We start from the raw sequence: 19,435 nt of genomic DNA on the forward strand, positions 1-19,435 counted from the left end.
CAGCCAATCCTAGTAATGCAAAGAACGAGAAGCCCCTTGCAGGGCTTCCGTTTGTTTTGATTTATGAAGTCCCTAATCCGCGCGAAATATCCGCACTTGCTGTGTTTGTAGAGCTTCTTGACGTTTCAATCCCCTCTCCTGCGTCCTGCTCCGTCGTCTTTGTGACACTGTCGCGCACGGCTTCGAAGCCTTCTTGAGCTTGCTTCTTGACCTTATCCACCAAGCCAGCACTGGTACGACCCAGGTAGCGCTGCTCTGTTGAGGTGGTGGGCAATGCCGCCCCAATCATTGCTCCCAACGCGATACCTGCCGCTGCGACCACTAATGGCTGCTCTCTGAGTACTTGGTTAAACTGCTGTCCCACCACGTGAGTAGTACGATTTAACCGGTCGCCTACTTCATGCATGGCATGACCTAGATTTTCGCCGGCGGTGCCGACATTGTCCCCGAGGTGACTAGCCTTGCTTTTCAAGGACTGGTATCCCTCTTTCAAGGAGTCGGCAGTGTGGTGCAGGCCATCGCGCACACTGTCGATCCCTTCAGCCAGGCCATCCGCCCATTCACCCGCCCTGTCCTGATCCGGCCCGGTGCGATATACCGGTTGAGCAACTGGTGGGCGATTCTGACTCATCATCATCCACAGCAACCCAATTGAAGTCAGTACTGCAGGAACCGGGTTATTGCGAACACTGGTGCCGAGGTTCGTGATGAACGTCGAGCCGTTGTTTTGCATCATGCCCCATGCCTGATCAATCATCTGACCGGGGGTAAATTTGCTTTCGAGCTTATCGACGATATTGCCGATGCTTTCACGCTGCGCATCGATTTCCCGTTCAATTTGTTCAGGGCTTTTTTCGGATTCGATTTCCAGATCACTTTTCATGAGACTTTCCTCCGCAGCGCTTCCTGATCTTTATTCAAGGCGTCCAGCGTCCGATCAGGCTTGAAGTGAGACGGCTCGAATTGTTTTTTGCCTGACTGCAGCATCGCGAAGCCGATGATCATCACGACAACACCGACAATGAGGGCAGCCAACCACGGTGCCATGAACAAGCTCAAACCGTAGACCGCCGACATCAGCAGGATGATGAAGCCCGCCAGAAACACAATTGCTCCACCCGCTACTGCAGCGATTCCAGCTTTCAATGAGTTGAGGCTGGATTGAAGCTCGACTTTGGCAAGAGCGAGTTCCTTGGTGAACAAAGCGGGCACTTCTCGGGATAATTGACGCAGCAGGCCAACCACGGAAGCGTCTTCGGGCTGATTCAACGGCCTTGAGCCCGGCAGTTCTGAATCGTCTCTGTTCATCACAACTCTCCTTTTGCGTTTTGCGAACCCGATGTCGTTGACCCGGCAAAGTCCGTGGGATGATCGGATTCGCTTGGCGAGCTCGGTGTGATACCGGTAGCCAATCCAGGCTGCGGATCAGATGACGATGGAGAGGACGTCTCGAAAGGTCGGTGAGCACCAAATCCCGTTGTTGACGGTGTCGAGGTGCCCGCTGCAGAATCTTGACTCGCAGAGACGGTCGCAGCGATGGAATTGCCGGCCTTTAAAAACCGCGACAAGCCGAAGCCCAAGGCGATGCTGCCGGCAATAAATAATCCGGGATTGTTTCGCGCCAGGTCAGCTGCATCGTGTAGCAACTGTTCAGCACTTTTTCCCCGCAGGTTTCCTGCCAAGCCGGTCATGGATTCCGCCATGTCTGTTAAATAATCGGACATGCCAAAGGTGTCCTTGTCCTCGATTTCGGAAACAAAGCTTTTTGCACCTTGGGCTAAGGCCTCAATCTGATCGGCGGCAGTGTCGCGGTACTGTCCGAATTGCTCATCTGCATGCTGCCTTGCGCCACCCAGCGCTTCGGCCACATCGTCCTTCAAATGTTGAAAATCCTGAGACTTCCCATCATCCGGGGTAGCTGATGGGGCCCCAGCCGTACTATCTGAAGTATTCATGTTGTCCCTCGCTTTCTGTTGAAAACGTCAACGGGACTGCGCAGCAAAAATGCCCTGAGCCCCTCAAAGCAGAGGACGGGTCAGGTAATGAGAGAGTTCAACATGGTTGATGAGCGTAAATTACTGCGTCACCCGGGGAGCCCTTGGGGCGAAATTCGTCAGGCGAATCGCCGAGTGGTGTAATGATTCAAAAAGCACAGTTTTATGCAAAATTCGTTGCAACTGGTTGCGCTGAAGGGCATCCGACGAAGAGTTAAATTGTAAGAAAGAATTTCAGGCGTTGCAGATGGTCTACCTCATACCAATCAAAAGAGTTCGCAACCATGAAATTCGCACGTTTCTGCCAAGCCCTGTCGAACTGGGCTGGCAGCTCAAAAACATTCCTTGCAGCAATCGCCTTGATAGTCGTTTGGGGGCTGACCGGGCCCTACTTCCATTACAACGACACCTGGCAACTCATCATCAATACCTCTACAACCATCATTACCTTCCTGATGGTGTTCCTCATTCAGAACACCCAAAACCGCGACAACGACATTTTGCATCTCAAGATTGACGAACTGATACGAGCCACCAAGGACGCGCAAAACGCGGCTCTATGCCTGGAACAAATGGGCTCAAGAGATTTACGCAAGCTGCGAGAACGATACAGCTCTCTCGGGAAGGATGAGCAGGTCAATCTTGACTCTGTCGCAGCAGAACAGCCAATGACCGTCTCTGCTCCCATTCAGTCAACAAAGCTTGAATCGGATATGAATGATTTGCAGCGATAAGCAAGATCTCGACATTCTTCAGAAGCTGCCCGCTTCAACGGCATGAATTGTGGACTAGGTGTATAGGGCGCAGTTGAATGATCTGAGCTACGATTTCATCGTTCACCTCGCTGGTCGCAGCCCAAACAGCTCGTCCCTGAAGCGACCGGCGAGGAGGACACCTCTCCTACCTAGTGTCACTAATATCAATACACAGCTAACAAAGGGCGCCAAGGCGCCCTATCCGAGCGTTCTTTGGATAAGCCGTCCAAGTACTCCAACGGCGGAAATTTTTACTGGTATTTGTCCAAGCGAGTCTCTGCGCCTTCTCTCACCACCGCCTGCGCTTTCCCAAAGCTTTCCATCAGACACTTGTATTCTGGGCACACATGATCAGCCAGGATTTCAGCAAAACGCGAACCTTCCGCGCGGTTCCATGTCTGCATCAATTCAGCCACGATGGCAAACGTGTCAGTGGGAATTGCCCCGGCCTGAACGACGCGGGCAATTGTGGTATCAGTTGCCAGCTTGCTCCAGTTCCCGGAAGCGTCAACAACACAATATGCCTTGTAACCCGCCTGAACCGCGCTGACTGCGGGAAAGGCCATGCAAACGCTTGTAAGCGTGCCGGCGATGATGAGCGTCTTTCGACCTGTCTTCTCAACTGCCTCAACAAATAGAGGATTGTCCCATGTGTTGATTTGGCCTGTTCGCGGTACATAGACCGCGTGAGGAGCATGCTGATGGATTTCTGGGATCAGCGGGCCGTTCGGCCCATCAGGTACAGACGCTGTGGTGATCACAGGGATGTTCAACAGTGTCGCCGTTTTTGCGATCGCTATCACGTAATTACGAAGATCGGGGATGAGCACATCTCGTACAGTGTTAAATAAACCGCTCTGGTGGTCGATGAGCAAAATGACAGCATCGTCTGGGTCTAGCATTCCATTTAGGGTGGTCATGTTATTACCTCGTCTGTCTGTTTTTGACACTGAAGTACCTCACCAAATGGATGAGGCCCTTCAACTCTAGACCAACAGAACGATTGCGCCTGGAAGGCACATTGGTGAACTGACTCAACCGAATGCCACGACCGTCTATGATCGGCAGCGAGCGCCGCGCGCTGCCAATCGTTGTCGAGGCTCGCACAAACGCGTGGCATGCTTTAAGGATCACCTTTGATGCCTGCATGTCTCATAGATTCAGGAGGGTCTCAATGCCACTGAGCTACAAAAAACGCGCGACCTACGATGTGATGTCAGGGCACGTTCCTATCGGTCGCATAATCGCGGGGCAATACTACGACTGGCCCTACGATGCCTGGGAGCGGGGTGAGGGGCCCGATCTTTCAACCGTCACTGGAACCTTCGACGGGAAATTTTTTCGCTACAACGGCAGTAAGAATGCTCGTTTCCGAGATGGGCTACTCATTCGTGAAAGCGACAGTGCCATTTTCAAGCTCATGGAGGTAGAAGCCTGATTCACATGTCGCGAGAATCGCCGTGGAGCTCTAGACCGCCCGCCCTCCCGTTTGTCTACTACACTGCACGAGAACACGGAGGGCCGATATGAAATGTCTAGTTTGTAACGCCGATGCGGTAATGCAGGTTAAATCAAATGAATGGGTCGAGATTCACTGCAATCGCGGGTGCGGGAGCTTTCGTATATCGGCCAATTAGTTGAGCGACTCCTTTCTACTAGATCGGGCTTCAATATATCAAGCACAAGAAGCTGGTTAGAACAAGCTCGACTCGGCAATTCAATGCCCTATATATCCTGCTATGACTATAGCGCGTCATTGCTCGAAAACCTCCAACATTGACTATTGCCCCAGCCCCCTACTCAAACCGAGCGCACGTAAAAGACCACGTACAGTGCCCCTCTTCAAGAAAACCCCTTTCTTGTATATGCGATGTTTGTGGCTTGATCGCTCAACTTAATACTGCAACCACTTTAAAATAAGCTCATCAAGTCTAGGTTTTTTTAGTATTAGAGATGCTTTACCGAGCTTCAATCCAAACCGAGACTTCACATCCGGAGGGCTTAAATACTCCAAATTATTAGTGCAATATTGCGATGACCATGCTGACGATTGGCCGAGACCACGCTATTTTACCCAGACAAGCTTTTTCATAAGGAAATGATGTGAAGCGTGACGTCCACCTCGTTATTCTGTTGTTAACCATCATCGGTCTCTCTCTTGTGTCACTGACCATCTGGAAAGTGGGGGCGTCGAGGGAACGGGCCTTGCGAGAGGCTGATACTCATGGTTTGAATCTCGCGCAGGCCCTGACCACCTACTCAGAAAGTGTTGTTAGACAGAGCTCACTGCTTTTGCTTGGTCTGGTGGAGAGGCTTGAAGCGGAGGGAAGCGAGCCAGCTAAAATCCAGCGACTGAGGGCTCTCATTGAACGGCAACAGCCGCTAATGCCCCAATTAAGCGGCGTCACCATTTACGATCGGCAAGGCCATTGGTTGTTATCTTCGAACAAGGCCATTCCCGCTGGGGCCGACAGCAGTGATCGAGCTTTTTTCATTCATCACAGCTCTGATCCATCACGTGAAACGTTTATTGGTTCGCCAATTCGCAGTCGTTCAAATCAAGAATGGGTCATTACCGTCAGTCGCCGTTTCAACGACGCTCACGGTCACTTCGCTGGCGTGGTGGCAGTGACTTTAGGCGTTGAAAATTTTCTAAAGCTTTTTGGAACAATCGATTTAGGGCGAGATGGAGCCATTGGTTTGTCCTCCACTGACGGCACACTCTTGGTTCGTTATCCATTTCGCGAAGAGGACATGGGGCGTAATTTTTCGCATTCGCCGATTTATGTACGCTACCTGGTGGATCAATCCGTAGGAACGGCTTCGTTCACCTCCAGCCTGGACGGCGTGGAACGGCTTTATGCTTTTCGCAAAAGCGATGAACAACCATTGATCACCACCGTCGCTCTGGGTAAGCGTGAGGCCTTGGCTGCCTGGCGTATGGAGGCAATGTTGTCTTTTGCAGTGGTGGGAAGCCTGATGGTAATCACCGCGATTATCTGCTGCATGTTGATTAGGCATATTCACAGACGGATCAAAGTGGAAGCGGAACTGCGGATTGCTCAGCAACAACTTGTCTCTTCGAATCGACAGCTGGAATTGCTGGCAATGAAAGACGCGTTGACAGGACTCGCGAACAGACGCTGCTTTGATGAGACCCTTGCAATGGAAATACGCAGGTCTCGCAGGGAGGGGGTCTCCTTGGCGTTGTTGATGATCGACATCGACCATTTCAAGCTTTTCAATGATTCCCTGGGGCACATTGCAGGTGACGCTTGTCTACGCTCGGTCAGTAAACTGTTAGAAGAATGCGTGCGTCGTCCCCAGGACTTGGTCGCACGTTATGGTGGAGAAGAGATGGGCATTATCATGCCCCACACCGATCGGGTGGGTGCTACGGTTGTAGCAAAAATGATTTTGAATCGGCTTCTGAAAGAAAACATTTACCATCCCAGCAGCCCCCTCGGGCGAGTGACGGTAAGTATTGGCATTGCGGTTGCCGAGTATGGAGGCCCGACCCAATCACAGCAGCTGGTGGAAGCTGCAGATGCAGCGCTCTATGAGGCTAAGGCAGGAGGTCGAAATCAGTTCCAATGACATGGCCCCTCCCCCGAAAACTATCTTTTTGATTCGCCCCCCAAGGCATATCTTTTAGGTTCGCTGACTCACCATTTTTGGACAATTTCCAACACGTGCGACTCGCTTCCCTAACGTGCACTATGATGAATGGAATTTACCGATAAGGAAGTGACATGCCAGCCATTCGGGTGACTGCCATTCTCACGTTTGCGGTGGCAGCCTCAGCGCAGCTTATTCGGCGCGTTTTGTAGGAGAGCAGATTGAATATCTGTAAGAAAAGCTCGCTCCTCCCGCACAAAATTTTGATTTTGCTACCGATTGGACACCCATCGTCAGCCCCCTTCCATCCTTGGAAGACCAGCTCAAGAATTCCTCTCAGAGCCCTGCCTCACCGACACTGGTGAACTTTCCTTTAGAAAAAGAGCTGATTCGCTCGTAACATTAATTTCACATTTCCCGATGTACCTTTACGAAAGCTCCTTTTGGTCGCTTACCGGCCCGCACTCCTTGCGGGCCTTTTTTTGGCAAAACCTCTGGGTGCAATCACGAGAAGCATTTCTCCCCCGCGCCCGTGCGCGTTGCAACCTGTGCTGGTTGCCTACACACGCCATTTTGATGGCTTCCCCAGATAGTAGGTTCGCTTTCAGCGGGGATCTTGCTGTTGATCCATCACAGCATTATCGGTTTCTTCCTTTACTCGATCAGAATCGAGCTCGACGTCGTCGTCATCAAGCGGACGTTCACCTTCATTATCAGGAAGATCGTCAATTCCGCCTTCTTTGGTTGGGTCAACCTCTGTGCGGCCAGGGCTCAACGGATCGGGTGACGTTGGCATCGGGTCATCCTCTTCCATACCGCCTTGTAGTCTCGGATCATTGCTCATACACACCTCTCAATACCCGCAATGTTGGGGGTATGTAGCTTGGAGAAGCTTGCGAATAGGGGCGTTCGATTTATTGGCGTACCGATTGTCGACATCCCTGCATCATGCCTTTTGGTCATCTCATGGGAACGTCCCGCCTATCTCTTCCTCTACCTCTAACCAAGACCAGGGGTGAAGAATGAAAATAGTGACACCAGACGGTCATTACCTCGTTGTCAAAGGGAAGCTGTGGCGTTGCAGCGATCCATCTCTGGACGAAGAGCTTCTACAAAGTCTCATAAGCGAGCTCATGACTGCTCGGCGCGAGATAAAGGAGGCTAAGGTTTCCCACGATACATTGCGTATGAGACGGGCTCGGGAGAGAGTACAGAAAGCAAAAGTAGCGCTCGGTGAACGAGGCCCTGTGTGGTGGGAAGATGGCAGCCCTGACCTCAACAGGCATTCGGTTGGCAAATCCCCTTATGCCGATTGGTTTAGCTCACTGCCGGAAAACGCGGGTAAGGGCTAACCGTTCTTTTAACTCTTTGCGTCGATTACCAATCGCAGGATGTAACATCGATAGCTGAATTGGTTTTACCGCCATTGAAACTGAAAAGGGCCCGATTAGGGCCCTTAGAGTCACGTCAAGATCAGTTGGTCAGCCAAGACTCAACGGTGTCGGAACCGTGTTTAGCTTTCCATTCTTTCAGCCCCTTGTGGTTGCCGCCCTTGGTCTCAATCACTTCCCCGGTATGAGGATTCTTATAAGTTTTCACTGAACGAGCCTTACGGGTGCCCTGCTTTGGCGAAGGCGCCGCAGGACGACGACCGGCTTGCGGATCCAAGAGATTGATCACGTTTTTCAGACTGAAACCATATTCAACCAGTAGGTCACGAAGCTTGCTTTCGAACTCAATCTCCTTCTTCAAACCAGAATCGCTTTTCATCGACTCTAGCTCAGCCATTTGAGCAGCCAGTTGCTGTTCGAGTTTTCGATATTCAGCCAAGCGGGACATAGGGAGCTTCCTTAAACAAATTACGTGAAGTGGATTTACATAATAAAGTGTTTAGAGCCCTAAATCTCTAGCAAGTTGATCTTCCTGGATCTCTTCGGTTGCAAAACCGCCGTTCACCAAGTACCCTTGAAGTGACGGACATATGTGATCACTCAGTCGAGACCTCAACTGAAGGTAGCCGCAGACATCCGTAAAGGGCTCAATTTTAAATCCCCGTTGCAGCAGCGCTTTCGCCAGCACTCGCACACCGACAGCACCAATATCGGACGTATGTAACCGCACCAAAGGGTCAAACCCTGGCTCTCTCTTGAAGCTATCCACGGCCTGCTGAATCAATGCCTCGACTGCCGCAGCATCACATGCTTCTTGCACTAAAAGCCACAGACAGATTCACGCTCACGGTGCATCGAAATTCCCGCGTATTGGCATTTCATGAGCTTTAAAACTGGTTCGAAATAATCGGTATCCATCGCATTGCGATCGAAAATGGTGAGAGGTTAGCTGAGAGGAAATCAGGGGTAATGATTTAAGAAAAATTTATAACCCCTGATTTATGGGCAATCGTTAATTTCTTGGCTGCCCCATCCTTCCTTTAAAGAATTGGCTTGCCGCCTGTAACACCGTAACGCTCCCCAGAAATGTAACTACCTGCGTCAGACGCCAATAGCACATAAATTGGGGCGACCTCTACAGGTTGTCCTGGTCGACCTAAAGGGGTATTGGCACCAAAGTTTTTCACGGTGTCTTCTGGCATCGTAGAGGGGATCAGAGGTGTCCAGATAGGCCCTGGCGCAACGCTATTCACTCGAATACCCCGCTTACCCAACATCTGAGCGAGTCCGGCGGTAAAATTCGCGATCGCACCTTTGGTGGTTGCGTAAGGCAGCAACGTCGGATTGGGAGAGTCGGAGTTGACGGAGCTGGTGTTGATAATTGAGCTCCCCTCGGCCATGTGAGGAAGAGCCGCCTTGCAGATACGAAAAATAGCAGTGATGTTGATATCGAAGGTTTTGACCCAATCGTCGTCAGGAATTTCTTCGAGCGTCTCGTAGGTCATCTGGAAAGCAGCGTTGTTCACCAGCACGTCAATACGACCGTATTTGGCTACCGTGTCATTCACGATCGCGCCACAGTGTGCAACATCACTAAGGTCACCCGGCAGCAGAAGACATTGCCTTCCAGAAGCTTCTACCCACCGCGCTGTTTCTTTCGCATCTTCATGCTCATCCAGATAGGCGATTGCAACATCGGCACCTTCACGCGCGAAGGCAATTGCTACAGCGCGTCCGATGCCGCTATCTCCTCCGGTGATTAGCGCAATCTTGTTCGCAAGACGGCCACTTCCTTCGTAACTTTTCTCACCGCAATCAGGATAGGGATCCATCGCACCCTGCTTGCCAGGTACCTCCTGCTGCTGAGGCTTGAATGGGGGTTTAGGATAACTTTTCATCGGTTTCTCCTTTTCTCGTTCGAGCGCGCCGGCGTTCGGCCTAATACTCCCCCGGCTGCGCGCTATCCGCGACAGCGTCGCGATTTTTGGCTTCCACAGTCCCACGCTTCAGCATCTGATGCGTCGGCTCCAGAAAGGCCGCTCTCATTTTTTTGTCGGTAGCATCGCTCCCAATACCTGCTTGGCTGTTTGCACAATCACTCCCGCCTCATCAGGGTCGCCCTGGAGTAAAGTTCCGGCAAATTTCTTCGCTTGTTCAAGCTTGATGTGTGGTGGCAAAGGTGGGACGTTGGGGTCGGTCTTGAACTCAATCAGCACTGGTGTTTCTGAAGCCAGCGCCTGTTCCCACGCCGCAGCAACATCCTCTTCCCGATCAACGAATATCCCTTTGAGGCCGATAGAAATAGCGAACAGATGGTAAGGAACATCTGGGATGCTTTGAGAGGCCTCGAATTTCGGATCGCCTTCCATTACCCGCTGCTCCCAGGTGACCTGATTGAGGTCTTCGTTGTTAAACACAGCGCAGATCCACTTCGGACTGTCCCACTGCCGCCAGTATTTGGCGACGGTGATGAGTTCTGCCATGTTGTTCATTTGCATTGCGCCATCTCCAACCAACGCGATGACCGGGCGCTCGGGAAATGCAAACTTTGCCGCAATCGCGTACGGCACCGCTGCCCCCATCGAAGCCAACCCTCCGGACAATGAACACTTCATCCCACGGCGGATCTTCAGGTCGCGTGCATACCAATTGGCACAGGAGCCCGAGTCACTCGTGATGATTGCCTGGTCAGGCAAACGGGGTGACAGCTCGTACACTACACGCTGTGGATTGATGGGATCGGCCTTGACCATGGCGCGTTTTTTTAGGGTTTTCTCCCATTTGCCACACCATTCCTCAACCTTTGTCCGCCACTTGCGCTCTGTCTTTTGCTCAAGCATTGGGAGTAACGCCGCTAGCGTTTCGGACGCATCACCGACAAGGTTAACCTCCATTGGATAACGAAGGCTGAGCATGTCCGGTTGCAGGTCGATCTGCACACCACGAGCCTGCCCCTCCTTGGGCAGAAACTCGGAATACGGAAAGCCCGAGCCGATCATTAACAGCGTGTCGCACTGATTCATCAGCTTGTAGCTGGGCTCGGTACCCAGCAGACCGATACTACCAGTGACCCATGGCAGATCGTCTGGCAGCGCCGCCTTGCCCAGCAATGCCTTGGCCACACCGGCACCAAGCTTTTCCGCTATTGCAATCACTTGATCGGTGGCGGCCAAAGCACCAGCACCAACCAGAATCGCGACTTTTTTTCCGCTATTCAAAACATCCGCTGCGCGCCGCAGGTCAACCTCATACGGCAATATTTTCGGCTTTGTGTAACCGACGCCCGAATGCGCCGTTCCATGAGCCCTCTCCGGCTGTTTGAAGGTCTCATCCTGCAAATCGTTGGGTAATATGATAGCGGTGACGCGGCGCTCTCCGATTGCAGTGCGTACTGCTCGGTCGAGCAAATGGCGAACTTGCGAAGGCGCCGAGGCCTGCTGCACAAACGCCCCTGCCACGTCCTTGAACATCGACACCAAGTCGAGTTCTTGCTGGTAGTGACTCCCTAATGCCGTGCGTGCCTGTTGGCCTACAATCGCCAACACTGGCATGTGATCCATTCGTGCATCATAAAGACCGGTAATCAGATGCGATGCGCCAGGGCCCGACGTCGCAATACACACCCCCAACTCGCCGGTGAATTTGGCATGCGCTGCAGCCATGAAAGCAGCCATTTCTTCATGCCTAGCCTGTACGAACTCAATTTTTCCCTTAGCCCGGGCTAGCGCTCCGAATACGCCGTTGATGCCATCCCCCGGGTAACCAAAGATTCGCGTTACACCCCACTCACTGAGTCGCTCAATCAAAAAGTCGCCTACTGTACTCATGGTTCCCCCGATCGACTGTGAGTCAATTTTTCCGACGAGGGTCTCGTCGGCCTACGTAGGTTTCTGGACAGTCGGGTGGCGAGCGAAGTTCGGGCGCAAATGCGCCGTATCAGACGGCATGGGTGATTTGGGCAATCTGCAACGCCAAAGGCGATCACATTGGGCACTTTGCACGAACTGGTCAAAATAGAAGGGGCTGAAACCAACACTCAATGCACCTCAACACCCTGCTCGCCTCTGGCACGGGAAATGCGGCAGCTTGGTTGGATGTACGGTAAACGCCTACCAACAGACGTTGCCTTCTCGAATTCGCAGAGGTCATAACAATGAACGCCATCGATCTTTTGAAAGCCGATCACGAAAAAGTTAAAGCGATTCTTGCCCAACTGAGCGAGTCAACTGATCGGGCCACAAAAAAGCGCACTGAGTTGCTCGGAAAGCTTGAGATGGAGATTTCCATTCATACCAAGCTTGAAGAGGAAATCCTTTACCCTGCTTTCAAGGCTGCAGGAGCAAAAGAACAGGACGTGATGTATTTCGAAGCGAAGGAAGAGCACCGCACCGTGGATTCGTTGGTGCTGCCCGATCTCAAATTGACTGATCCTGGATCAACAGAATTTGCAGGCCGGGTGAAAGTGGTCAAAGAACTATTGGAACATCACATCGAGGAAGAGGAGACAGAAATGTTTCCTCAGGCAAAAAAACTGCTTGGTAAGGCCACGCTCGATGAGCTTGGGAAAGAAATGGAAGAAATGAAAGCCAGCCATAAGAAAAACTGGGCGGCGGATAACGCTGCGGCTTGAGACCAAAAATTTGCGAAGCCTGACGTTATGCCGGGCTTCGCAAATTGAGAGCCCGTCGACGCACTCCCGTCATTTATTATCCACCCGAACCTTGCCGCTAAAAATGCTGAAACCGAAGGTGTTGTAGAGAAGCGTTATGGGGATCAACACAGCAAACCCGATCAGCATGAAAATCTGGCTGTTGGGGCTGGATGCAGCAGCACGCAACGTTAGCTGTGGGGGAACAATGAGGGGGTAAAGCGTCACGATCATCAATGCAAAAGCCAACGTGAAAACGCCCAATGCAGCAAACAGTGGCAGAAAATCATAATGACTTTTCAGTCCTATCAAAAAACAGACCAGGACAGAAATGAGTGCCGCAGTTGCGGGTATCCACACACTGGCTGCTGCAAGCCGTTGCGCGTATCGAATGTCCAGTGTCGTAGTCCAGGCGACCAAGACCATTAATAGAATCAGCGCGAGAACAGCCAGTGTCTCAGCTTGACGCCGGGATCGGCGCTGCAACTCCCCAACCGTGCGCCAATACAGCCAGCAGGCTCCCAGCCATGAGTACCCGACTACCAACACTACGCCGCAATAGAGTGGAAACGGATTGAGCCACTCAGCGCCACTTCCGTTGTATTGGCCAGCTTCATTGGGCACCCCCTGTACAAGCGTACCCAGCACAATGCCCTGCGCCCCGCCGGCGACGACAGATGCACACATCTGCAGGCTATCGACCAAACGCTTGATGCGTTCATTGGGCGTGTGATCGCGATACTCCAATGCCATCGCCCGCAGCATGAGGGCCAAAAACATTACGATAAAAGGGAGATAAAGCGCTGGTAGCAAGATAGCGTAGGCCATCGGAAAAAGCGCAAGCAAGCCGCCTCCTCCCAGTACCAGCCACGTCTCGTTGGCATCCCATATCGGCAGAATCGTAACAGCCATCGCCCGGCGCTCATCAGCCTTTGGCGTAAGACCCATCAATATTCCAACACCAAGATCAGTGCCATCGAGCAGCACATAGTTGAGTACCGAAAACGCCAGTGCTCCGGCAGAAAGCAAGACAACCCAATCGTTATCCAACACAGGATTGGCTCCTCATGACTGACCTGTCTCGTCTGCAAGGGTCGGTTGCGGCCCAGCTTCGTCTTCGCCCGGTGGATCTCGCAATATTCGTATCAATACCCAAAAACCGATGAAGAAAATCACCAGGTAAAAAACCAGAATGATCCAGGTTGAATGGATGACCTGCTGACGTGAAACCGAGGACACACTATCGGCTGTGCGCAACAAACCGAAGATGGTAAACGGCTGACGACCCACTTCGGTGACCACCCAGCCGCTGAGCATTGCAACAAAGCCGGCGGGAGCCATCAGCACACAACCTCTGAGCATCCAGCGCGTCGAATACAATCGCCGCCGCCACCGCAGCATCAGACTGGCCAAACCCACCCCAGCCATCAGCAGACCTAAACCGACCATGACGCGAAAAGCGAAAAACACGATCGGCACGGGGGGAATTTCATCTACCGGGAATTCATCGAGCGCAGCAATGGTGCTTGTCAGATCGTGATGCAGGTAAAGAGAGCCAATGCGCGGGATAACCAACTCCCAATGATTGCGCTGCTCGACCATGTCGGGGATAGCGAACACCCGTAGAGGCTCACCCTCACCCTCTGCAGGGCGCGTCCAAGAGCCCTCAATGGCCGCGACTTTCTGCGGCTGAACCTTGAGGCTGTGCTGGCCATGAAGGTCACCCACCATCATCTGCAGCGGGGACAGTACAACGACCATCCATAGGGCCATGGAAAACTGCAGCCGAGCTCGCGAATTCTGTGGCCGTCGTAATAACTGCCAGGCGCTTATACCGGCCACCATGGTGGCGGTGCCTAGAAATGCGGCCAGCGTCATATGAGCCAGTCGATAAGGAAATGAGGGATTGAAAATAATTGCCCACCAGTCATCCGCTATGAAACGTCCGTCCGCGCCGACCGTGTAGCCGGCAGGCGTTTGCATCCAGGAATTAGCCGACAGTATCCAGAAAGCGCTGATCAGCGATCCGAGGGCAACCGCGCAGGTTGAGAAAAAATGTAGACGAGGGCCGACCTTTTTCAGGCCAAACAGCATGATGCCGAGGAATCCCGATTCCAGGAAAAAAGCAGCCAGTACTTCATAGAACATCAATGGCCCTAAAATATCGCCTGCTTGAGTCGATAGCCGCGACCAATTCAGACCAAACTGATACTCCAGAATCAAGCCGGAGGCAGTCCCTACTGCGACGTTGAGGGCGAACACTTTCAGCCAGTAAAGGTAGACGTCCAGGTAGATCTTTCGCCCGTGCCAAAGCCACAACGCTTCGAGCACCATCAAAAAATTTGCCAGCCCGATAGACAGGGCAGCCAGCACGATATGAAAACTTATAGTGATCGCGAATTGCGCCCTTGCGGCGACCAATACCGAATCAATAGTATTCATGCTCACGCTCACGAGGGTGCATCAAAAGTTTTCTCTTATGATCGAGAGGCGGAACCTCTGGGCTTGCTCGTGCATCCGTAATCACGTCCGCCCTCTTCCATCCAAGCCTCGAACTCTCAATATCGGCAAAAGGCTTAGAAGATCTCAGCTTCGGCACGCTGATAACGGCCCTGCTCTCACACGGAAGGATCGTGGCGAAATTACATCGATTGCTGCGACCTGAATGCAATGCCCACATTCCTTGAAATTCAGCGGTGACCGGGTAAAGCAGTTCATTCCACCTACAGGCTAGCACTGCGAAGATGGGTCGTAGGCTTCAGTCATTCGTTGATAATGAAACTGTCAGATCCAAAGCATTGCGCAACGCCGCTCCACTCGCGGTGTTATCAAAAATGCACCAGACCGATGATCCTGCCCTCGTAGCCAGTCGAATGTGGGCAGCAAGGCTCTCCAAGCGTGGCGCCTCATAGGCGCTGTGGTAAATGCGCGGCGAACCGTGCAGCCGCCAATATTCAACGTCTGTGGCGCCTGCGGGCGAGCCATCAGTGCTCAGCCTCGACGGGTCGACAGCTGCCTGAGAGATCCGAAAAGCTTTCAACAGGGATGTAGCCTCAGACCACGATTCGTGCCGAGGCTCCAAGATGACCGTCCCACCGTAAAGCTTCGTGAGGGCTTTGAAAAATTCCTCTGCCACCGCTTCGTCGTAGGTTAACGAGGGAGGAAGCTGGACAAGCACGCATCCCAATCGCTCGCCCAACCCACTGCATTGATCAATGAATTCTTCCAACAATTGGTCGCAGTTTCTGAGCCGCAGTTGGTGAGTGATCTGCTTGGGGGCTTTGACACAAAACCGAAATCCTTCCGGAACGGACTCTGCCCATCGCATGTAGGTTTGCTTGCGGTGAGGACGGTAGAAGGAGCTGTTTATTTCAACGCAATTGAGTTGGGTGGCATAACGTTGCAGATGGGTACCTGTATCAGGAAAAAAAACCGCCTGCTCACGTCCGACGCTCCAGCCTGCACACCCGATGAAAATCGCAGAACGATTCAAAGGCTCCTCCTCTTTCACTCCCGTCCGCCGAAATAGTCGCTACCCGCAACCGCGTGAAGATAAGCCTCATCGGCATCTTTTCGCAGATCCCTGTGCTCCTCCCAACTGACAAGATGCTGTCGATCCATCTCATCGGCCTGGCGCAGCAATTCTTCGTGGTAGGCATCCGGGCAGTTCATGCGCAGCGCACTGTTCTCCAACGCTAGATGCCATGATTCCAAAGCACTCAGCTTTTGCTCCTGCTCTGGTGTCATCTGGTTCTTGTATGCGTTCATGATCAAGTGCGTCCCGGAGGTATTTCTGTGTGGATAGGACACCTGCAATGTGCGTTCAAGTCGTCTGACCAAAGGTGGTGGTCATCGACCGGGCATCAACTCTTTTGAATTTTCATCTCAAGCGCTCGCTCTGACGTAGATATCAAGAAAGATTCGGAAGGCATCCCATGACATCCTTACAGCTTCCATTGAATAAACGTCCCATGATGGAAGGATCCACGGGAAGCCATTATTCGCTCTATCAACAGTTGACCCGTGCGCCTAACGAGATCGATCAGGATTTCATCCGCGAGTACCTTGCTGATCAATTGAACGCAGCAGAGTTTCTTGCGACCGATCTACCCTCTGACTTATCGGACTTGATCGGGTGGGTTACCGCCAAAAGCCATGCGGCGGCGGCGAATTACCGCACTTATCTAGAGGGTCGAAAAAATGGGGAGCGCAGAAAATACTTCACGAATCGCGCCCATGCCTTGTATTTCCTACAACACGTAGCACCTACCAAATTGGTAGACGGCGCATGGCTGTATGGCACCATAAAACATACTCAAGATTGGCGATTTCGAGGCTTGGTTCGTACCTACCTGGAGGAGCTGGGGGATGGTGACCCCGCACTCAACCACGTTTATCTTTACCGTAACCTACTCGACGAACACGACTGTTTTTCAACCCTTCCGCTCGATGATTCGCTCTACTGCCAAGGCGCAATCCAGCTTGCACTTGGGTTGGTAGTCGATGAGTTTTTGCCGGAAGTGCTCGGCTACAACCTCGGATACGAGGTATTGCCACTGCATCTTCTAATCACCGCTTTTGAGCTCAACGAACTTGGGATTGATCCACATTACTTTACCCTGCATGTAACCATCGACAATGCAAGTTCAGGGCATGCGCTAAAGGCCGTCGAAGCAATTCTAAACCTGGCGCCAAACGATAGTACGAGAAGTGAATTCCTGAAACGTTTGCGAGCGGGTTACCTGTTGAACGATTTGGGGAAAAACTCCACTGACGTCATTCAGTCCTTTGACATCGAGCGCGAGGTCGTCGCAATGCTCGAACACAAAGCCACCTTCGGGCGACACATGCATTCGGATTACTGCCAACTGGAAGGACGCTCAATCAACCAATGGCTTTCGACACCCGGACAAATTAGAGAGTTTCTAACCGCCCTCGAAACCAAAGGTTGGATAAAACGTCATCAATGCCCTCAGGACAGTCGTTTCTGGCAACTCATTGAAGGCCCCTCCGCAGCGATGTTTGGGGTTTTCAATGGCTACGAGAAACAGCTGATGAAAGACTGGATTTCAGGCGATCGGCAAAAAACCGTCGTCCAAGCAGCCGAAGTGTTTCGAAACCAATTTCGCCGCCGGGAGACACTCGACTATAAGGTCGAACTGTCGCCCTCATTGGCCTCTGTATCTGATGAGGATCTCATCGCTCTGATGGCGCCGAGCTCACACGCTACGCCAGAGGGTTTGGCTGCGACCAAGATTTTTTCCCAGCGTTATTCTCACGGAGCTTTGACGTCATGAGTCAAACCGATGCGATCGATTTGCACCAAGACAAGGATGAATCGGCAAGTCAGGATTTTGATCGCGCCCTGCTTCAGCTGGGGCAGCGATTGCAATCGGCTCAGTATCGATTTGTGACAGTCACGCCATTAACCCACCAACGGGTCAATGAACGAGAGGCAAATCGCAAAGCCCGTAGCCTGCGAGACATATTTGGATGGAGTCGCCCTTTTGAGAGCGGGTTACTTCCGCAGGCCGAACAGGATGAGCTAGCAGCTTACGGTATTTTGCGCACTGAAGGAGGCATGTGGGTCAGCAACGTTCGATGGTCAAGCCTCGATTCGATGCTTTTTCTTCATTCGAGTTATCCAACTTCGGCGAATGACTCGGTTTTTTTTGGGCCTGATACCTATCGTTTCGCACAAGCAGTGAAAGATTTCCTCCATTCCAGCGCGCATCCCATCCGAAAAGCTGTGGACATTGGATGCGGGAGTGGCGTTGGTGCCATCTTGATTGCCAAGGCGAGACGAGCTGCACAGGTGCTAGCGCTGGACATCAACCCTAAAGCTTTGAGATTCACAGCCCTGAATGCCGCTCTGGCGCAGGTGGAAAATGTCGCCGCCTTTCACAGCGACATCCTGGCGAGTACGTCAGAAACTTTTGATCTGATCGTAGCCAATCCACCGTACATGCAGGATAGCCAGCGGCGCGCGTACCGGCATGGTGGAGAAAGCCTGGGGTCGGAGTTGTCGGTGAGGATATTGGAGCAGTCCATCGAGCAGTTATCACCAGGCGGCAGTTTGCTTCTATACACCGGTGCACCATATGTGGAAGGGGTGGACTTGTTTCTGGAGCAGGCACGCCCCTTGGTCGACAAGCCAGATCTGACCTGGTCGTACCGAGAGTGTGATCCCGATGTGTTTGGTGAGGAACTGGAATCCGAAACGTATTGCGAGGCAGAGCGAATTGCGGCGGTAGTGCTCACAGTGACCAAGAGATTGAACTCATGAATGGTCGCAGGGCAAGCAGTCACCCCCAAAGGCCACCACAGAATGTCTGTCTCTTCGCATACCGTTAAATCACATCATTATGAAGAGCATAAAGTTCAAATACCGGAGGGCCGGCATAGCCCCTTAAAACCAAAGCAAGTTTTTGAAGTTACCCTATGGCGGAGAGCTTCTCATGGACAAACGACAATCTGTAGATACTCAAGTACAGACACTATTGCTGCAGCGTAACGACTGGGTACCTAACAACCCAGACCTTCCGGTAATCATTTATCATCAAGCCGTGCGCCTTGAAAACATCGACCCTGCAGCTTTGTTCGAGGAAATCTTTGCCTCAAATGGCTGGCCGCCGCAGTGGCGATATGGGATATACGATTATCATCATTACCACACTCAGGGCCATGAAGTTCTGGGTATCGCCAGCGGCCACGCACGTTTGATACTGGGCGGCCCTGACGGCCAGATAGTGGAAGTCAGCGCTGGCGATGTCTTATTGCTACCTGCGGGTACAGGCCACTGTAATATAGGATCAAGCCCCGATTTTCTGGTAGTCGGGGCGTATCCACCTGATCAGCATGCAGACATCTGCCGAGAAGCGCCGACATCGGATCAACTGTCGAATATTCGAAAATTGCCTTATCCCAAACGAGATCCGGTTCAAGGATTGAAAGGGGCACTGTCGCAATATTGGACGTAAACTCAGTTCTTGATTAATGGCCTATGATTTGGCATCGCACACGACTGGA

At 52.2% G+C, this 19,435-nt stretch carries 20 protein-coding genes; 8 read left to right on the forward strand and 12 right to left on the reverse strand.

Annotated elements, in window-relative coordinates; all coding sequences use genetic code 11:
• Positions 1-61: 61 nt before the first annotated feature.
• From ACVVH8_RS14575 to ACVVH8_RS14585, 3 genes are read right to left on the reverse strand one after another with little or no spacing between them, the layout of a single operon-like run.
• Positions 62-883, reverse strand: coding sequence for a DUF3618 domain-containing protein (locus ACVVH8_RS14575; protein WP_475231026.1), 822 nt, complete (start codon positions 881-883; stop codon positions 62-64).
• The gene (locus ACVVH8_RS14580; RefSeq protein WP_475231028.1) at positions 880-1,308 is read right to left on the reverse strand and encodes a phage holin family protein; all 429 of its coding nucleotides are present in this window, start codon (positions 1,306-1,308) and stop codon (positions 880-882) included. The genes ACVVH8_RS14575 and ACVVH8_RS14580 overlap by 4 nt, the downstream gene beginning before the upstream one ends.
• The gene (locus tag ACVVH8_RS14585) at positions 1,308-1,955 is read right to left on the reverse strand and encodes a hypothetical protein (protein WP_475231030.1); all 648 of its coding nucleotides are present in this window, start codon (positions 1,953-1,955) and stop codon (positions 1,308-1,310) included. The genes ACVVH8_RS14580 and ACVVH8_RS14585 overlap by 1 nt, the downstream gene beginning before the upstream one ends.
• A 323-nt stretch (positions 1,956-2,278) precedes the next feature.
• On the opposite strand from ACVVH8_RS14585, the gene ACVVH8_RS14590 reads away from it, so the two are divergent.
• Positions 2,279-2,728 carry a low affinity iron permease family protein gene (locus ACVVH8_RS14590; protein ID WP_475231032.1) on the forward strand — a complete coding sequence of 150 codons (450 nt, stop codon included), beginning with the start codon at positions 2,279-2,281 and terminating at the stop codon, positions 2,726-2,728.
• Positions 2,729-3,000: 272 nt separating this feature from the next.
• Here ACVVH8_RS14590 and ACVVH8_RS14595 read toward each other — a convergent pair whose 3' ends face one another.
• Positions 3,001-3,669, reverse strand: coding sequence for an isochorismatase family protein (locus tag ACVVH8_RS14595; RefSeq protein WP_475231034.1), 669 nt, complete (start codon positions 3,667-3,669; stop codon positions 3,001-3,003).
• A gap of 254 nt (positions 3,670-3,923) precedes the next feature.
• Here ACVVH8_RS14595 and ACVVH8_RS14600 point away from each other — a divergent pair, with 254 nt between their 5' ends.
• Both ACVVH8_RS14600 and ACVVH8_RS14605 read left to right on the forward strand, forming a co-directional pair.
• Positions 3,924-4,187 carry a hypothetical protein gene (locus ACVVH8_RS14600; protein WP_475231036.1) on the forward strand — a complete coding sequence of 88 codons (264 nt, stop codon included), beginning with the start codon at positions 3,924-3,926 and terminating at the stop codon, positions 4,185-4,187.
• A 665-nt stretch (positions 4,188-4,852) separates the two neighbouring features.
• Positions 4,853-6,346 (forward strand): sensor domain-containing diguanylate cyclase, encoded by a 1,494-nt coding sequence (locus ACVVH8_RS14605; protein ID WP_475231038.1) that lies wholly within the window; start codon positions 4,853-4,855, stop codon positions 6,344-6,346.
• A gap of 625 nt (positions 6,347-6,971) precedes the next feature.
• Here ACVVH8_RS14605 and ACVVH8_RS14610 read toward each other — a convergent pair.
• Positions 6,972-7,211 (reverse strand): hypothetical protein, encoded by a 240-nt coding sequence (locus tag ACVVH8_RS14610; protein ID WP_475231040.1) that lies wholly within the window; start codon positions 7,209-7,211, stop codon positions 6,972-6,974.
• A gap of 178 nt (positions 7,212-7,389) precedes the next feature.
• Between ACVVH8_RS14610 and ACVVH8_RS14615 the strand changes: the two genes are divergently transcribed.
• On the forward strand, positions 7,390-7,719 hold the full coding sequence (locus ACVVH8_RS14615; protein WP_475231042.1) for a hypothetical protein: 330 nt from the start codon (positions 7,390-7,392) through the stop codon (positions 7,717-7,719).
• Positions 7,720-7,840: 121 nt separating this feature from the next.
• Here ACVVH8_RS14615 and ACVVH8_RS14620 read toward each other — a convergent pair whose 3' ends face one another.
• From ACVVH8_RS14620 to ACVVH8_RS14630, 3 genes are all read right to left on the reverse strand, one after another.
• On the reverse strand, positions 7,841-8,206 hold the full coding sequence (locus ACVVH8_RS14620; protein WP_025109742.1) for a histone-like nucleoid-structuring protein, MvaT/MvaU family: 366 nt from the start codon (positions 8,204-8,206) through the stop codon (positions 7,841-7,843).
• A gap of 592 nt (positions 8,207-8,798) precedes the next feature.
• Positions 8,799-9,656 carry an SDR family oxidoreductase gene (locus tag ACVVH8_RS14625; protein ID WP_475231044.1) on the reverse strand — a complete coding sequence of 286 codons (858 nt, stop codon included), beginning with the start codon at positions 9,654-9,656 and terminating at the stop codon, positions 8,799-8,801.
• Positions 9,657-9,800: 144 nt separating this feature from the next.
• Positions 9,801-11,585 (reverse strand): thiamine pyrophosphate-requiring protein, encoded by a 1,785-nt coding sequence (locus ACVVH8_RS14630; RefSeq protein ID WP_475231046.1) that lies wholly within the window; start codon positions 11,583-11,585, stop codon positions 9,801-9,803.
• 326 nt (positions 11,586-11,911) lie between these two features.
• Here ACVVH8_RS14630 and ACVVH8_RS14635 point away from each other — a divergent pair, with 326 nt between their 5' ends.
• A complete protein-coding gene (locus ACVVH8_RS14635; RefSeq protein WP_475231048.1) occupies positions 11,912-12,388 on the forward strand; it encodes a hemerythrin domain-containing protein in 477 nt (158 codons plus the stop codon).
• Positions 12,389-12,457: 69 nt separating this feature from the next.
• Here ACVVH8_RS14635 and cydB read toward each other — a convergent pair whose 3' ends face one another.
• From cydB to ACVVH8_RS14655, 4 genes are all read right to left on the reverse strand, one after another.
• Entirely contained in the window at positions 12,458-13,459 is a 1,002-nt protein-coding gene (gene cydB, locus ACVVH8_RS14640) for a cytochrome d ubiquinol oxidase subunit II (RefSeq protein WP_475231050.1), read from the reverse strand.
• Positions 13,460-13,471: 12 nt separating this feature from the next.
• Positions 13,472-14,848 (reverse strand): cytochrome ubiquinol oxidase subunit I, encoded by a 1,377-nt coding sequence (locus ACVVH8_RS14645; protein WP_475231052.1) that lies wholly within the window; start codon positions 14,846-14,848, stop codon positions 13,472-13,474.
• Positions 14,849-15,164: 316 nt separating this feature from the next.
• The gene (locus ACVVH8_RS14650; protein ID WP_475231054.1) at positions 15,165-15,899 is read right to left on the reverse strand and encodes a DUF72 domain-containing protein; all 735 of its coding nucleotides are present in this window, start codon (positions 15,897-15,899) and stop codon (positions 15,165-15,167) included.
• A 14-nt stretch (positions 15,900-15,913) separates the two neighbouring features.
• Complete coding sequence (locus tag ACVVH8_RS14655) at positions 15,914-16,174, reverse strand: hypothetical protein (RefSeq protein ID WP_475231056.1); 261 nt, start codon at positions 16,172-16,174, stop codon at positions 15,914-15,916.
• Between the two features lie 167 nt (positions 16,175-16,341).
• Between ACVVH8_RS14655 and ACVVH8_RS14660 the strand changes: the two genes are divergently transcribed.
• From ACVVH8_RS14660 to ACVVH8_RS14670, 3 genes are all read left to right on the forward strand, one after another.
• Positions 16,342-17,703, forward strand: a complete 1,362-nt coding sequence (locus ACVVH8_RS14660) for an iron-containing redox enzyme family protein (RefSeq protein ID WP_475231058.1) — start codon at positions 16,342-16,344, stop codon at positions 17,701-17,703.
• On the forward strand, positions 17,700-18,692 hold the full coding sequence (locus tag ACVVH8_RS14665) for a methyltransferase (protein ID WP_475231060.1): 993 nt from the start codon (positions 17,700-17,702) through the stop codon (positions 18,690-18,692). The genes ACVVH8_RS14660 and ACVVH8_RS14665 overlap by 4 nt, the downstream gene beginning before the upstream one ends.
• 172 nt (positions 18,693-18,864) lie before the next feature.
• Positions 18,865-19,386 carry a cupin gene (locus tag ACVVH8_RS14670; RefSeq protein WP_475231062.1) on the forward strand — a complete coding sequence of 174 codons (522 nt, stop codon included), beginning with the start codon at positions 18,865-18,867 and terminating at the stop codon, positions 19,384-19,386.
• The last annotated feature ends 49 nt before the right edge of the window (positions 19,387-19,435 follow it).

Source organism: Pseudomonas trutticola BRTCR10, from assembly GCF_056155105.1.

Coding starts and splice junctions, on each gene's coding strand:
- ACVVH8_RS14625 (WP_475231044.1), bottom strand. CDS start 9,656: ATGAAAAGTTATCCTAAACCCCCATTCAAGCCTCAGCAGCAGGAGGTA.
- ACVVH8_RS14655 (WP_475231056.1), bottom strand. CDS start 16,174: ATGAACGCATACAAGAACCAGATGACACCAGAGCAGGAGCAAAAGCTG.
- ACVVH8_RS14665 (WP_475231060.1), top strand. CDS start 17,700: ATGAGTCAAACCGATGCGATCGATTTGCACCAAGACAAGGATGAATCG.
- ACVVH8_RS14590 (WP_475231032.1), top strand. CDS start 2,279: ATGAAATTCGCACGTTTCTGCCAAGCCCTGTCGAACTGGGCTGGCAGC.
- ACVVH8_RS14645 (WP_475231052.1), bottom strand. CDS start 14,848: ATGAATACTATTGATTCGGTATTGGTCGCCGCAAGGGCGCAATTCGCG.
- ACVVH8_RS14660 (WP_475231058.1), top strand. CDS start 16,342: ATGACATCCTTACAGCTTCCATTGAATAAACGTCCCATGATGGAAGGA.
- ACVVH8_RS14585 (WP_475231030.1), bottom strand. CDS start 1,955: ATGAATACTTCAGATAGTACGGCTGGGGCCCCATCAGCTACCCCGGAT.
- ACVVH8_RS14595 (WP_475231034.1), bottom strand. CDS start 3,669: ATGACCACCCTAAATGGAATGCTAGACCCAGACGATGCTGTCATTTTG.
- ACVVH8_RS14610 (WP_475231040.1), bottom strand. CDS start 7,211: ATGAGCAATGATCCGAGACTACAAGGCGGTATGGAAGAGGATGACCCG.
- ACVVH8_RS14670 (WP_475231062.1), top strand. CDS start 18,865: ATGGACAAACGACAATCTGTAGATACTCAAGTACAGACACTATTGCTG.
- ACVVH8_RS14620 (WP_025109742.1), bottom strand. CDS start 8,206: ATGTCCCGCTTGGCTGAATATCGAAAACTCGAACAGCAACTGGCTGCT.
- ACVVH8_RS14630 (WP_475231046.1), bottom strand. CDS start 11,585: ATGAGTACAGTAGGCGACTTTTTGATTGAGCGACTCAGTGAGTGGGGT.
- ACVVH8_RS14635 (WP_475231048.1), top strand. CDS start 11,912: ATGAACGCCATCGATCTTTTGAAAGCCGATCACGAAAAAGTTAAAGCG.
- ACVVH8_RS14615 (WP_475231042.1), top strand. CDS start 7,390: ATGAAAATAGTGACACCAGACGGTCATTACCTCGTTGTCAAAGGGAAG.
- ACVVH8_RS14600 (WP_475231036.1), top strand. CDS start 3,924: ATGCCACTGAGCTACAAAAAACGCGCGACCTACGATGTGATGTCAGGG.
- ACVVH8_RS14580 (WP_475231028.1), bottom strand. CDS start 1,308: ATGAACAGAGACGATTCAGAACTGCCGGGCTCAAGGCCGTTGAATCAG.
- ACVVH8_RS14575 (WP_475231026.1), bottom strand. CDS start 883: ATGAAAAGTGATCTGGAAATCGAATCCGAAAAAAGCCCTGAACAAATT.